At 63.9% G+C, this 13,886-nt stretch carries 13 protein-coding genes; 9 read left to right on the top strand and 4 right to left on the bottom strand.

Annotation, left to right across the window (positions count from 1 at the left end; all coding sequences use genetic code 11):
- Nucleotides 1-175: 175 nt before the first annotated feature.
- Nucleotides 176-1,081, top strand: a complete 906-nt coding sequence (locus tag SFA35_RS16015; RefSeq protein WP_320571524.1) for a DMT family transporter — start codon at nt 176-178, stop codon at nt 1,079-1,081.
- On the opposite strand, the gene SFA35_RS16010 is transcribed toward SFA35_RS16015, so the two are convergent.
- Nucleotides 1,078-1,560 (bottom strand): GNAT family N-acetyltransferase, encoded by a 483-nt coding sequence (locus SFA35_RS16010; protein ID WP_320571523.1) that lies wholly within the window; start codon nt 1,558-1,560, stop codon nt 1,078-1,080. The genes SFA35_RS16015 and SFA35_RS16010 overlap by 4 nt on opposite strands.
- A gap of 179 nt (nt 1,561-1,739) precedes the next feature.
- Here SFA35_RS16010 and SFA35_RS16005 point away from each other — a divergent pair, with 179 nt between their 5' ends.
- Complete coding sequence (locus SFA35_RS16005; protein WP_320571522.1) at nt 1,740-1,862, top strand: hypothetical protein; 123 nt, start codon at nt 1,740-1,742, stop codon at nt 1,860-1,862.
- A gap of 30 nt (nt 1,863-1,892) precedes the next feature.
- Here the strand turns inward: SFA35_RS16005 and SFA35_RS16000 are convergent, their stop codons facing one another.
- The gene (locus SFA35_RS16000; protein WP_320571521.1) at nt 1,893-3,122 is read right to left on the bottom strand and encodes an MFS transporter; all 1,230 of its coding nucleotides are present in this window, start codon (nt 3,120-3,122) and stop codon (nt 1,893-1,895) included.
- A gap of 105 nt (nt 3,123-3,227) precedes the next feature.
- Complete coding sequence (locus tag SFA35_RS15995; RefSeq protein ID WP_320571520.1) at nt 3,228-4,649, bottom strand: sugar porter family MFS transporter; 1,422 nt, start codon at nt 4,647-4,649, stop codon at nt 3,228-3,230.
- Nucleotides 4,650-4,785: 136 nt separating this feature from the next.
- Here SFA35_RS15995 and SFA35_RS15990 point away from each other — a divergent pair, with 136 nt between their 5' ends.
- A complete protein-coding gene (locus SFA35_RS15990) occupies nt 4,786-5,430 on the top strand; it encodes a nucleoside/nucleotide kinase family protein (RefSeq protein ID WP_320571519.1) in 645 nt (214 codons plus the stop codon).
- 25 nt (nt 5,431-5,455) lie between these two features.
- On the opposite strand, the gene SFA35_RS15985 is transcribed toward SFA35_RS15990, so the two are convergent.
- On the bottom strand, nt 5,456-6,514 hold the full coding sequence (locus SFA35_RS15985) for a DNA topoisomerase IB (protein ID WP_320571518.1): 1,059 nt from the start codon (nt 6,512-6,514) through the stop codon (nt 5,456-5,458).
- Between the two features lie 237 nt (nt 6,515-6,751).
- Here SFA35_RS15985 and SFA35_RS15980 point away from each other — a divergent pair, with 237 nt between their 5' ends.
- From SFA35_RS15980 to SFA35_RS15955, 6 genes are all read left to right on the top strand, one after another.
- Nucleotides 6,752-7,234, top strand: coding sequence for a CS1 type fimbrial major subunit (locus SFA35_RS15980; RefSeq protein WP_320571517.1), 483 nt, complete (start codon nt 6,752-6,754; stop codon nt 7,232-7,234).
- Between the two features lie 136 nt (nt 7,235-7,370).
- Nucleotides 7,371-9,929 carry a TcfC E-set like domain-containing protein gene (locus SFA35_RS15975; protein WP_320571516.1) on the top strand — a complete coding sequence of 853 codons (2,559 nt, stop codon included), beginning with the start codon at nt 7,371-7,373 and terminating at the stop codon, nt 9,927-9,929.
- Nucleotides 9,926-11,110 carry a hypothetical protein gene (locus SFA35_RS15970; protein WP_320571515.1) on the top strand — a complete coding sequence of 395 codons (1,185 nt, stop codon included), beginning with the start codon at nt 9,926-9,928 and terminating at the stop codon, nt 11,108-11,110. The genes SFA35_RS15975 and SFA35_RS15970 overlap by 4 nt, the downstream gene beginning before the upstream one ends.
- Nucleotides 11,111-11,121: 11 nt before the next feature.
- A complete protein-coding gene (locus SFA35_RS15965) occupies nt 11,122-12,312 on the top strand; it encodes a hypothetical protein (protein ID WP_320571514.1) in 1,191 nt (396 codons plus the stop codon).
- A gap of 143 nt (nt 12,313-12,455) precedes the next feature.
- Nucleotides 12,456-13,205, top strand: coding sequence for a molecular chaperone (locus tag SFA35_RS15960; protein ID WP_320571513.1), 750 nt, complete (start codon nt 12,456-12,458; stop codon nt 13,203-13,205).
- Nucleotides 13,206-13,247: 42 nt separating this feature from the next.
- The gene (locus tag SFA35_RS15955; protein ID WP_320571512.1) at nt 13,248-13,886 is read left to right on the top strand and encodes a response regulator transcription factor; all 639 of its coding nucleotides are present in this window, start codon (nt 13,248-13,250) and stop codon (nt 13,884-13,886) included.

The following is a 13,886-nucleotide window of genomic DNA, read 5'->3' as shown; positions in this document are numbered from 1 at the left end:
CGCAGGTTAACGCCTGCGGGGTTTTTCTTTGTGGGCTGCAAAGATACTTGCTCCTACCCTAAGGCCTTATCCGAAGCAGCAAACTGTACGGCCCAACCATCCCCCAGCTGTGATTCCAAACGTTCCTGCCCCCATGGCACCATGGCCGCCCTTCAACTCGCCCCGCGGCCCAGCCATGACCCAGCGCGAAAACCAGGGCATGGCCCTCGGCCTGCTTGCAGTGATCATCTTCAGCCTGACCTTGCCCATGACGCGGCTGGTGGTGCATGACGTCAACCCGGTGCTGGCCGCCCTCGGCCGCGCACTGGTGGCGGCAGTACCCGCGGCCGTGTTGCTGCTGTGGCGCAAGCAAAGGCTGCCGACGCGCGCGCAGTTCAAAGGCCTGTGCCTGGTGGTGCTGGGGGTGATCCTCGGGTTTCCGATGCTATCGTCCTGGGCCATGCAGACGTTGCCGGCCTCCCACGGCGCGCTGGTCAACGGCTTGCAGCCGCTGATGGTTGCGTTGTTCGCCGCCTGGCTGTCCCACGAACGGCCGTCGCGGGCGTTCTGGGTGTGCGCTGCGCTGGGTAGCGCTCTGGTGCTGGCTTATGCCGTGATTCAGGGGGCAGGGACGGTCAGTGCCGGTGATCTGTTGATGCTGCTGGCTATCATCCTGGGTGGCCTGGGCTATGCCGAAGGCGGTCGACTGGCACGCGACATGGGCGGTTGGCAGGTGATCTGCTGGGCGCTGGTGCTGGCCAGCCCGGTACTGGTTGCACCGGTGGCGTGGTTGGCCTGGCATCATCAGGGCGAGATCGCGACGAAGTCGTGGTGGGCATTTGGCTACGTGTCGCTGTTTTCGCAGTTCATTGGCTTTTTCGCCTGGTACGCCGGGTTGGCCATGGGTGGCATTGCCCGGGTCGGTCAAGTGCAGTTGCTGCAGATATTCTTCACCATGGCGCTGTCGGCGCTGTTCTTTGGCGAGCACATCGACAGCTTTACCTGGGCCTTCGCCGCCGCTGTTGTCGCTACCGTCGTCATCGGCCGCAAAACGGCAGTCAAGCCCGCCGTAGCCGCCGAGACCGTGCAACCGCAGGCTTAATCCGCTTCGGCGAACCGACGCAGGCCGTCACCTTCCATACGGTAGCGGACCCACTCGTCCTGCGGCAGCGCGCCGATGGACTTGTAGAACTGGATGGCCGGTTCGTTCCAGTCGAGTACGCTCCATTCGAAACGCCCGCAACCCTTGGCGCAGGCTTCCCGCGCCAGCTGCTTGAGCAAGGCCTTGCCAGCGCCGCTGCCGCGCTGCGACGGGCTGACGTACAGGTCTTCCAGATAGAGCCCGTTACGTCCTTGCCGAGTGGAGTAGTTGAAGAAATACACCGCGAAACCAATCGGCTGGTTGTCTTTCAGGCACATCAGGCCATGTGCCGTCGCATCGGCACCGAACAGCGTGCGCTGGATGTCTTCGACGCTGGCGATCACTTCGTGGCGAGCACGTTCGTAGTCGGCCAGTTCGGTAATGAAGGCGAGGATTTGCTCAGCGTCGCTGGGCTGGGCAGGGCGGATGTGCAGGGACAAGGGGCAGTACTCTCTTTGATGGGGTGCGGCCATTGTATGAGTTATCGGCGCGCCAGGTGTCGATTCAGTGTCTGCACGACTGTGGGCACACCCGGTAGAAAAAACTTCCCAAGCCCGCGACGGATTTCCTCTTTCTCTCTCGTTCAATACATACCCGATACAAACCAAGAGGAAACACCATGCTACGTCGCGTCTCGCTGCTGATTATCTCCGCTGTTCTGCTGTCGAGCTTGAGCGGCTGCATCATCCTGCCGGGTCACCGTGATCATTGCTGCTGGCGCTATGGCTACGAACAGCGCTGATAGCCAATCGCCCATTCGCCGATACAGACCTCAAGCGCGGGCATCCAGCCCCCGCTTGACCTGCCACGCCAGAAATCCCGCGACCAGCGTGGTGGCCACCAGAATGTAGCCCACCGCATCGAAATGTTGCAGCTTGCCGTCGCTGCCGATCAGCACGATGTGCCCGGCGATCAGCGACGCAAAGCCCCCTGACAACTGCTGAATCGCCGAGCTGACCGCATTGAAAGCGCCGCGGTGGGTCGGGTCGGGCACGCCTGCGACCATGGCCTGGAACGGGATCAGCCGGGAAAAGATGCCGACGAACAGAATGACGTTGACCAGGATCACCACCGGCAGCGCGACCACCGGCAGGTGGGTATAGATGATCACCATGACAATGGTCAGCGCGCTGCCGACATAGAACACCGGCAGCTTGCCGAAGGCATCGCTGGCGCGGCCGATCAGTGGGCCGGTGACGATGGTGCACAGGCCCGTGAGCAGGTACACGGTGGGCAGGCTGGTGATGTCGATGCCCAGGTTGTTGACGGTGTAGGCGCTGCTGAACGGCATCAGCATGAAGCCGCCGGTGGTGAGCAGCGCAGTGGTCGCGAACGCGGCCCAGTGGCGCCGGGTGCTGAGGGTGTTGAGCAGATGGCGCATGGCGCTGTGCTCTTGCGGTGCCGTGAGATGATCGGCCACCGGGCGCATGGCCAGCAGGATGACCAGGCCGCCGGCCAGACCGAGGGCTGCCAGCAGCAGGAACGGCGCGTGCCATGACCAATGGTTGGCCAGGTACAAACCGACCGGCAGGCCAAGCACTTGGCTCGCGGCGAAAGCGGTCTGGATCACGCCCATGACCCGGCCACGGGACTGCGGGGCGAACAGGTCGGCGGCGATCGCCAGGACGATGGAGCCGATCACCCCGGCAAAGATGCCGGTCACGATGCGTGCCAGCAGCAACAGCTCGAAGCTGTTGGCCAGGCCGCACCAGAGCGTGCCAACGACAAAGCCCATATAGAAGAACAGCAGCAGCTTCTTGCGATCGAAGCGATCGGCGAAGCCGGCAGTAAGCAGGCCGGCAAGACCGGCGCTGAAGGCATAGGCGCTGACCACCAGGCCGAACTGGCGGGCCGACATGCTGAGCGCCGGCATGATCATCGCGCCCAGTGGGGCCATGAGCATGAAGTCGATGATGACGGCGAATTGCAAAGTGGCCAGCAGGCCGACGACGAATTTCTGATAGCGGGAAAAGGGCGCAAGCGGGGGAGCGGTGGCGTTCATCGAGAAGCTCTGGGCAGGTGCGTAGCCGAACATCATGTTGCAAAACGCCCATGGAAAAAACCCTCGCCGGCCACGGTCGAGGGTTTTTTCATGCTCCGGGGCAGATCAGGCGTTGACCGGCACCTTGCTGGCCAGCTTCTTGGCCTTGTACGGATAGAACTGGTCGTTGCGCAGGGCGTGCTCGATGTCTTCCAGCGAACGGCCCTTGGTTTCCGGCACGCAGCGGTAGATAAAGATCAACGAGATCAGCGAGATACCCGTGTATAGCCACAAGGTATAGGCAATCCCGAGCCAGGTCACCAGGCTCAGTGTGGTGAGGGTCACGATCAGGTCGAAGAACCAGTGGCTGAACGCGCCGACGCTGGCGCCTTTGCCGCGCACGAACAAGGGGTAGACCTCGGCGTTGATCAGCCAGATACACACACCGAAGCCGCCACAGTTGAGCATCAGGTAGGCCGCCAGGCACGCCACCACCAGCCAGCGACCGCCGTCGGTGGTGGGGCCGCCGCCCATGAACAGGTAGCCCATCAAAGCCAGCGCAATGATCGAGCCGGGGATCATCCACAGCAGGTAGCGGCGACGTCCATAGCGGTCCACCAGCACACTGCCGACCATGGTCATGATCACGATCAGCAAGGTGCTGCAACCGGTGGCCAGCACCGCCATCTGATCGGAAAACCCGGCCTGGGTGAGAATGGTCGGCGCGTAATAGATGAGCGCGTTGTTGCCGGTGATCTGCGAGAACATCGAGATGCTCGCGCCAACGATCAGGGCCGGACGAATCCAGGGCTTGGCCAGGTCGCGCCACTCGCCCTCGGGCTGCTTGAGGCTGATGGTCTTGATTTCTTCGATCTCGGCGCGGGCCTGCTCGTCGGTCTGACGGACCTGGCGCAGCACGTTGTAGGCGTCTTGCTCGCGGTTCTTCACCAGCAGCCAGCGTGGGCTCTCGGGCAGCACGAACATTCCTGCGAGAAGGATCAGCGCCGGCACGATGCCCAGGCCGAACATGATGCGCCAATGGTCGCCCAGGCCGAAACCGGTGAAGTAGGCGACAGTGATGCCGAATACCACCATGAACTGGAACAGCACCACCAGCTTGCCGCGGTGCGCCGGCGGCGCCACCTCGGCGATGTACACCGGGATGATCTGCGTCGCGCTGCCGGCGCTCAAGCCCAGCAGGAAGCGCGAAAGGATCAGCACCGGCACGCTCGGCGACAGCGCCGAGAGCAGCGAGCCGACCGCAAACACCAGGCCAACCATGATGATCGCGCGGCGGCGGCCGAAATGATCGGAGATCGGCCCACTGCCGAGGCAACCGAACAGCGCGCCGAAGATAATGCCGCCGGTGACCAGTTGCTTGAGGCTGTCATCCAGGGCGAATTGTCGGCCCAGGCCCAGCAGGGCCACGCCGATGATGCCGGTGTCATAGCCGAACAGCAGACCGCCGAGGGCGGCGATGACGGCGATCCAGATGACCAGCCCGGGCCGCCGCTGGACCTCTTTGCCAAGCGTATTGATGGATTCCATGTTTGCTCCCGATCCGTCGGCAGGGTTGATGTCGGGCGCACCCTGCGGGGTTATTATGTGTGGCGCCCCAGATACAGACGCCGATTGCCGGCGTTGGTGCCCTGGGAGCTGAATCATTTCACCTACGAGGATTTCCATGAGTACCGCTGAAGGATCCGCTGTGCAACTGCCCCAGGAACTGCTCGAACGCGCCCGCACTCTGCTCGTTGGTGGCCAGCGCCGCCTGCTGGGCATCGCCGGTACGCCGGGTTCCGGCAAATCGACCGTGGCCGGCCTGCTGGCCCATGCATTGGGGGCGCAGGCCGTGGTGGTACCGATGGACGGTTTTCATCTGGCCAACCGCGAACTGGCGCGCCTCGGCCGGCAGGCGCGCAAGGGCGCCCCGGACACCTTCGACGTGGCCGGCTACCAGGCATTGTTGCGCCGGCTGCGCGACCAGGGGGCGGACGAGACGGTGTACGCGCCGTATTTCGAGCGCGAGATCGAAGAGGGCATCGCCGGCGCCATTGCAGTGCCCGCCGACGTACCGCTGATCATCAGCGAAGGTAACTACCTGCTGATGAGCGAGGGACCCTGGCAAGCCACGGCGGCGCTGTTCGATGCCTGCTGGTACGTCGATGTCAGCGCGGCCACCCGCCGTCGCCAGTTGGTGCAACGGCACATGCGCTTTGGCCGCAGCGAGGCTGCGGCCCACGCCTGGGTCGACAGCACCGACGAGCCGAACGCGCGGCGCGTCGAGCAGGACCGCCAGCGTGCCGACCTGATCATTCCCTGGGGCTGATGCACGACCTGGCGCAAGAGCCGGGTCAAGCCGCGAGATTTTCCAGAAAGCTTGCCAGCGCCACTTCCTCCATCCGCAGCCCCTTGCGCTGGCGCGCCTTGGGCAAGCGTGCCAGTTCGCCTACCACGAAATGCTCCAGCACCTTGGGGTGGATATAGCACTTGCGGCACACCGCCGGGGTGTTGCCCAGTTGCCGGGCAACCTGCTTGACCATGTCGACGATGTGCTTCTTGGCATCAGGCTCCGGCTCCCAGTGCAGCTCGCGCAGCATCGCCAGGGCCAGGGCACTGCCGGCCCAGGTGCGGTAGTCCTTGGCCGTGAAATCGGCTCCGGTCAGTTCGTGCAGATAAGCATTGACGTCATGTGAGCTGACACTGTGCCGCGCACCATCTTCATCCAGGTACTGGAACAGGTTCTGCCCTGGCAGCTCCATGCAGCGTTTGACGATGCGTGCCAGGCGCTTGTCCTTGACCGACACCTCATGCTCCACGCCGCTCTTGCCACGAAAGTGAAAGGCGATGGCGCTGCCGTGCACTTGCACATGGCGATTGCGCAGGGTGGTCAGCCCGTAGGACTTGTTGTCCCGGGCGTACTGGCTGTTGCCGACCCGTATGAGAGTGCTGTCGAGCAGCGAGATCACCGTCGCCATGACCTTCTCCCGCGGCAGGCCGGGCAGGGCCAGGTGCGCCTCCAGCTGGCGCCGCACCTTGGGCAGCGCCTTGCCGAAGGCGAGCATGCGCGAGTATTTATCCTGGTCTCGAATCTCCCGCCAGCGCGGATGGTAGCGGTACTGCTTGCGCCCACGCGCGTCGCGGCCGGTGGCCTGCAGGTGGCCGCGCGGGTCGGCGCAGATCCACACATCCCGGTAGGCTGGCGGAATGACCAGGGCATTGATGCGCTTGATCTCCTGTTCGTCGCGGATGCGCTCGCCGTCAGGGGTGAAGTAGGCGAAGTGCCCGCGTACCGTACGTCGGCTGATGCCTGGCTGGCTGTCGTCAACGTAATGCAGGTCGGCCGGCAAGCCTGCGTTATCGAGGTCTGCGACCTGGTCCGGGGTGAGCGCGAGAGCGGCAGTAACAGCCATCGAAGGTGTCCTTGTGGGGGGCATGATCAATGGACCACAGACAAATCCACAGGTGCTGTTGGATCAGTCGGTGGTCATTTGTAGGAATTTTCCGTACTCACGGCCGGAATTTTCCTACTTCTTTTCATGAAAGAAGCGCGAATAATTGGTGTCGCCAGTCGCAAGCCCCCTCGGGTCTTGCGATTGCATCGCAGCGCTAGACGCTATGAATCACCTGGTGACAAAGGAAACTCACCCATGAAAAACGTACTGTTCGCACTCCCTCTGGCCGTGGCATTTGCAGGGCAGGCCTTTGCGGTTGACCCGATCGAGAAGCAGGTCACCGTGACTGCGACCATCCCAACCGAGAACTTCTATGTAGAGCCCATCGGCGGCAACTGGATGAGTGATCCGCAAGACATGGCCTGGAGCTCCATTCAGGAAACCCTGCAACCGATCCGCAAGCAGATGCGCGTCAAGAGCACGATCGGCCCGATCTCCGCCTACCTCTTGCACCAGCCGGCGATCACCGCCGGCGCCGGCAGCATCGGTCTGGACGTGAAGGTCAATGGCGCCAAGCTGACCACCGCCAGCGCGGTGGTGGTACCGGCTGCCCAGGCGGTCAGCGATTCGGTCGTGGAGTTCATGATCGCCGCCCAGGCGCCCAACACGTCCGACAGCAAGTACATCCCTGGCAACTACCAGGGTGTGGTCAACATGATGTTCGAGACCGCGCCTTGATCGTCTCCTGAAGCCCGAGCTCGCAACTTGCGGGCTCTCCCCTGAACACCCTGCCTCGCGACCGTCTCGTGCCGTAGCGCAGGCAGGGTCTGCCTCCGCGATCATCTCAATGTCAATGTGACGGTGAACCAGACCGATGTCTCCCCTCAACGAACTGACGCTCGCCCTGCGCCTGGCCACCGGTTGTCTGCTGCTGGCGGCGGGCGAGGCCTCTGCCAATGCCGACACGCCGCCAGCGGACACCTCCGCCAGCGTGCTGCAGCAGGCAGCGGGCCTGCCGGCCGAATTCAGCGAGCACTTCTTCGAGGTGCCGCTGGCCGTGCGCCTGGACCTCAACGGTCGCTTCATGGGTGAGGCGATGGTCATTCTGACCCGCGATGAACACCTGCAATTTCTCGAATTCACGGAGCTGGCCGACAGCCAGGAAAGCTCCGCCGACCGCCAGTTCTGGGCCGATTACCTGAGCGATTCGCGGCCCCTGGGCACCTGCGCGCGCAATTGCCCGGCGGGCCTGCTGGCCCTGCATTACAGCCTGGAAAACTCTCAGGTATCGATTCTCACCAAAGAGGTGGAGCGCAGCGCCGAAGAGCGCCGTTATCACGTGCAGCCCGACAAGGGTAGCCAGGGGATCATCCTGCGCAACCAGGTCAACCTCTCCGGCGATCGCGACCAGCAGGCCGGCCGCTATGCCGTGCAAGGCCAGGGCAGCTTCGGCCACTGGACCACTCTGGCCGAGGCCCAAGCCGACCGCAGCTCCGACAGCTTCCAGCAGACCCGCCATCGGGTCAGCCAGCTGTATGGCGAGCGTCTGCATCAGGCGCACTTCTGGCGCCTGGGCTATTTCGCGCCCGCCGCCACCGGCCTGGTCCGCGCCCCGCGCCTGCTGGGCGATACCCCGGATACCACCCTGGGGGTGATGTTCGGCAGCACCGACAGCCTGCTGATCAACAGCGCCACCGCCAGCAGCACGCCGCTGTACGTGACGCCAAGCCGCCAGGGTGTGGTGGAGATCTACCGGGATGGCCAGTTGATCAACAGCCAGCCGGTGCAACCGGGCCTGCAGACCCTCGACACCCGCGTGCTGCCCGGGGGTATCTACGCGGTGGAGGTGCGCCTGGTCGAGGATGGCCGCACCAGCAGCAGCACCCAGGAAATGATCTACAAGCCGGTCAACTGGACCAACACCGACGAGCCCTGGCGCTACAACCTGTATGTGGGCCGGCAGAGCGAACTGCTGAGCAACTGGGACGACCAGCGCGACGGTTCGCTCAGTGCCGGTGTGCTCGGCAATTACCTGTTGCACCCGCGGGCGGTACTCGGGCTGTCTGCCCAGCGCGTCGACGAGCAGATGCAGTACGGCACTTCGCTGGACTGGACCCCGCTGGACCGCTTCAAGCTGTATGGCAATCTCTATCACACCGAGCGCCGCGGCGAGGGCTACGATCTGCAGGCGCTGCTGGGCTATGGCAATGGCGACGTGGTGCTCAGCCAATCGCGCTCCTGGCAGTACGACATCAACCGTGACGCCACGCAGTACTGGAACGAGCTCGATCCGCTAGCGCGCCAACGCTACCGGTCGCGCAGCGGCCAGGAAACCCAGCAGACCGGCCTGGCCATCAATCACCGGGTCACCCATAAAAGCAGTGTGCTGGCGCGGCTGACCCACACCACCGGCTACAACTCGGGCCTGAGTGTGGACCTGGGCTGGTCGAGCCGCACCCAGTTGCTCGGCTCCGACGCCGACTGGCGGTTGGCGCTGTTCGACCGGCCGGGCAACTACGGCACCGGCGACAAGCGCAACCGCGGGGTCAACCTGAGCCTGAGCCTGAACCTTGGCAAGCCGGGCAAGCGCCTGTCGGCGAGCCTGGGTACGCGCACTTCGCGCGACGGCAGCCAGGACCGCAATGCCTCGCTCGGCTACCAGCAGGACGTCGACCTCGGTGCCTTGCGCACCGTTGCCGGCAGCCTCAGCGTCGACCGTTATGGCGCAGGCTTGAGCGGCTCCGGGCAATTCGAGCACGCCCTGGCCCAGGGCGACCTGTATGCCCAGCGCTCTTCCTGGGACGGCAGCCTGTCGGGCGGACTCAACCTGGACAGCACCGTGGCGGTCGGTGGCGGTGAAATAGCAGTCAGCGGCCAGTACTACGGCCGCGAGGCCGGGCTGATCGTCGACGTCGAGTCAGACATCCAGGGCCTGCGCCTGCGTGCCGATGACAGCGAGGGCCTGGCCAGCGAGCTGCACGTGGGGCGCAACCTGCTGCCCGCGACGGCGTGGAAGGCGGCCAGCGTCCAGCTGGATTTCGCCGGTCAGCATGACACCGCAGCAGTGATCCAGCCGGCGCTGCTCGGCTATCACATGAACCGCGGCGGCGTGGAGCACCGTACGGTGCGGGTGATGCGCACGGTGACCGTGCTCGGTCGCCTGCTCGATGAGCAGGGCCAGCCGCTCAAAGGCGCCCTGGTGATCAACCATGCCGGGCGCGGGGTGAGCGAGCCGGATGGGTTCTTTACCGTGGAGATGAGCGAGAGCACGCCGCTGCTGGAGGTCAGGCACAAGGGCCAGCGCCTGTGTTACCTGAGCCTGAACGACGGCAGGGCCCGGCGCGAGCAGGACACCTTGTTGGTGGGTGACCGCAGTTGTACGTCTGGGGATCTGGCAGCCGCGCCGTTGACAGCTGGGAAGGAGGGCGTGTGAGCCATTTGCGTAACAAGATCGTCGCGGGCCTGCTGGGTCTCCTGTTGATTGCCGGTGTCCGGGCTGAGACGGTAACGGTTCAGGCACGTTATCAACCCAGTCAGGCCGACTTTCTGGATATCAACCCTCCCGGCAAGCTATGCATTCAGTACGTGTACTTTTGCCAAAATGCCTGGAGGGCGTTTTCAGTGGACCTGCCCATCGAGTTCAGCAAACCGGTTTTGGGTTCGGACGATACCGCGCCACCACGAGACCAGTACTACATCGATTTTCCAAAGCCTGCCCAGGTCACGATCACCCACGATCGCACCGGGGAGCGTCAACAGGCAAACCTGCAGTTCGTTGCGTGGGAGATGGGTGTCTATTCGCCAGACCCCAATAAGCACCCTATGAATGGCACGCCGTACGCGGCGGGCTGCAGAGCGATGGGCCGTCCTGGGGATGGCGCGTACAAAATCAGTGGTTGGCGCATCGATAGCTTCACTCCCTGTCATACCTCGGGCGGGGTCTACAACGGCATGTGGGTGACTACGCAAACGAACAACGTCAGCGCCATCATACGCCTCGACACGCCGAACCCACACCGTATGAAACATGGCATGTGGCGAGGCAGCATCGAATGGACTGTCGGCGAGGGCGGGCAGATCGATCTGGGCAACGGCGCCGTGGTCAATCGCGGTAATACCCTGAAGATCGAAGTGGAACTGGAAGTTGTCCACGCCTTCGTCCTCGACTTCCCGCCCAACTCCGACAAGGCCGTGCTCCAGCCTGACGGCGGCTGGGAGCGCTATTGGCGCGGCGGCCCGGTGCCGCGGCGGCTGTTCAACGAGGTGCCGTTTCGGTTGTGGTCGTCCGGGCCGTTCAAGGTGTACATCGAGTGCCAGCGCAACATGGGCACGATGTGCGGGCTGATGCACCGGCCCACGGCGCACCAGGTGCCGTTCTCGGTGGCCTTGACCTTGCCTCCCGAACATACCCATCTCGGTGCCCCGGTGCTCGGCCAGGTCTTGCCGGTAGGGCAGGCCAACGCCCTGGAGTTCGACAGCAATGCCACCACCTGGGACCGGCGCGGCACCTTGAAATACGAAGTCACCGGCAGTGACGTCATCCACGACATGCTCGAAAACGATGGGGCCACTTACTCAGGCCTGGTGTGGATCATCTTCGACGCCGAGTTGTAAGAGGACATGCAGTGAAAAACTTGTACAAGACAGGGCTTGTTGCGCTGCTGATCGCATTGCTGGCAGGTGCAGCCCAGGCCGAAACCGTCACTATTCAGGCGCGGTACCAACCGGATCAAGCCGACTTTATCGACATCAACCCGCCAGGACGCCTGTGTCTGCAGTGGCCGAGCCACTGCAAGAACGTCTGGCGCTCCTTCTCGGTGGATCTGCCGATCGAGTTCAGCAAGCCCGTGCTGGGCCAGGTGATGACGCAGCCGGCGCCGCGCGACATGTATTACATCAACGTGCCGGGTCCGACGCAGGCTTTCATCACTCATGACCGTACCGGGGAGCGCGAAGAGGTGACCCTGGAATTCGTCGCCTGGGAGATGGGCGTCTACTCGGCGGATCCCAACCGCCACCCGGTCAACGGTTCGCACCCTGAAGGCGGCCATTGCGGGACATTGACTATTCCCCCACCAGGCACCTACAAGGTCAACGGCTGGTGGGTGAGGTCCCCGGGCCCCTGCTACACCTCCGGCGGGCTACCGAGTGGTGTATGGGGCGACACCCAGACCAACAACATGGCCGCCATCGTACGCGTGCGCACGCCCAACCCGCATCGAATGAAACACGGCATGTGGCGCGGCAACCTGAGCTTCACGGTCGGCGACGGCGCGCAGATCGACCTGGGCAATGGTGCCCAGGTCAGCCGCGGCCAGCAGGTCGACTTCAACTTCGAACTCGAGGTCATCCATTCCTTCGTCCTCGACTTCCCGCCCAACTCCGACAAGGCCGTGCTCCAGCCTGACGGCGGCTGGGAGCGCTACTGGCGCAGCGGCCCGGTGCCGCGGCGGCTGTTCAACGAGGTGCCGTTTCGGTTGTGGTCGTCCGGGCCGTTCAAGGTGTACATCGAGTGCCAGCGCAACATGGGCACGATGTGCGGGCTGATGCACCGGCCCACGGCGCACCAGGTGCCGTTCTCGGTGGCCTTGACCTTGCCTCCCGAACATACCCATCTCGGTGCCCCGGTGCTCGGCCAGGTCCTGCCGGTAGGGCAGGCCAACGCCCTGGAGTTCGACAGCAATGCCACCACCTGGGACCGGCGCGGCACCTTGAAGTACGAGGTCAGCGGCAGTGACGTCATCCAGGAAATGCTCGACAACCCGGGGGCCACTTACTCAGGCCTGGTGTGGATCATCTTCGATGCCGAACTCTAGGTAAGCCGCGCCACAGCTATTCACAGCAGTCAGGAATCTTCCCGCACGGTTGCGGGAAGCTTCCTACATCCACCGTCGAACACTCGGCGAATAATCAGTCAGGCGTCCGAGCGCCTTCTCGGTCCGTTTGCAAGAGGTCAATCATGAAAGCTCTGCCCCTGGTGCTGTTAATGGCACTGCTCAGCTGCCCCGTACTTGTCGTCGACAGCGCCCAAGGCGCCGTGCAACTGAATATCGGCGGCCTTTACGACTACCTGCCCGATCAACGCAGCAGCCTGCTCAAGCGCGTGCGCAACGGTGGCGACAGCACCGCGTTCGTGCGGGTCAGCCTGGCGGAAATCGTCTACAACGCCCAGGGTCAGGCCGAGGAAATCGCCCTGGAGAGTCTGCCCGCCGCCGAGCGCCCGCTGGTGGCCAGCCCGGCGCGGTTGATCGTGCCGGCCAATGGCATGCAGGCGGTGCGCCTGCTGTTTCGTGGCGAACGGGACAAGGAGCGCTATTTTCGCCTGCGCTTCATTCCGGTGGTGCCGGAAGTCGACGAAGGTTTCGATGTCAGCGCCGCGCAGGCCAAGGCCTATGAAGAGCAGATCAAGGCCGGGGTCAGCATTCTGGCCGGCTATGGCTCGATGCTGTTCGTGCGCCCCGAGGCGACGCAATTCGTCACTCGTATCGACGATCAGCCGGACCACTTCCGGGTGCCCAACGGCGGCAACTCGACGGTGGTGCTCGACCACTTCAACGACTGCAACCGCGACGGCTCCGAGTGCAGCACTGCCACCAAGCACCACCTGTTGCCCGGCAGCGCCCGCCGTTTCGACAAGACCCCCGGGCGGGTACACCGCTTCGAACTGATCGAGGGCGAACAGCGTCGCCAGGTCGAGCTGGACGGCTGAGCCGCTTGCCCTCGGGCCCTTACGCTTACCAAGGAAGTTGCCATGTACACCGAGACCTACACCGCCGTGATCGTCGACGATCACCCGTTCATCCGCGCGGCCGTGCGCATGGCGCTGGAGAGGGAGCGCTTCGAGATCATCGCCGAAGCGGACAACGGCATCGACGCGCTGCAGCTGGTGCGCGGCCTGGACCCCGACCTGGTGGTGCTCGACCTCTCCATGCCAGGGCTCGATGGCATCGAAGTGGTCACCCGCATCCGCGCGCTGAAGATGCGCACGCGCTTTCTGGTGCTGACCTCGCTGGGCGCCGACTACTACTCGCTGCGCTGCATGAAGATGGGCGCTGCGGGCTATGTGTGCAAGACCAATGACCTGCCGGAGCTGTCCAAGGCAGTGCGGGCGATCATGTCCGGCTTCAGCTACTTTCCCGACGTGTCGCTCAGTTCGGTGTACCAGGCCAACTACATGCCCACCGAGGCCGAATGCATCGCCAGCCTCACCGACCGTGAAATGCGCATCCTGCAGTACCTGGCCCAGGGGCATAAGAATCAGCAGATCGGCGAGGTGATGAACCTCAGCGCCAAGACCGTCAGCACCCACAAGACGCGTCTGATCGAGAAGCTGCGGGTCAAATCGGTGGTCGACCTGGCCGACATCGCCAAGCGGCACCTGCTGCTGTGA

Source organism: Pseudomonas sp. HR96, from assembly GCF_034059295.1.
Lineage (GTDB): Bacteria > Pseudomonadota > Gammaproteobacteria > Pseudomonadales > Pseudomonadaceae > Aquipseudomonas.
The sequence above is the reverse complement of the archived record's forward strand: the minus strand, read 5'-3'. Positions and strand labels throughout refer to the sequence as shown.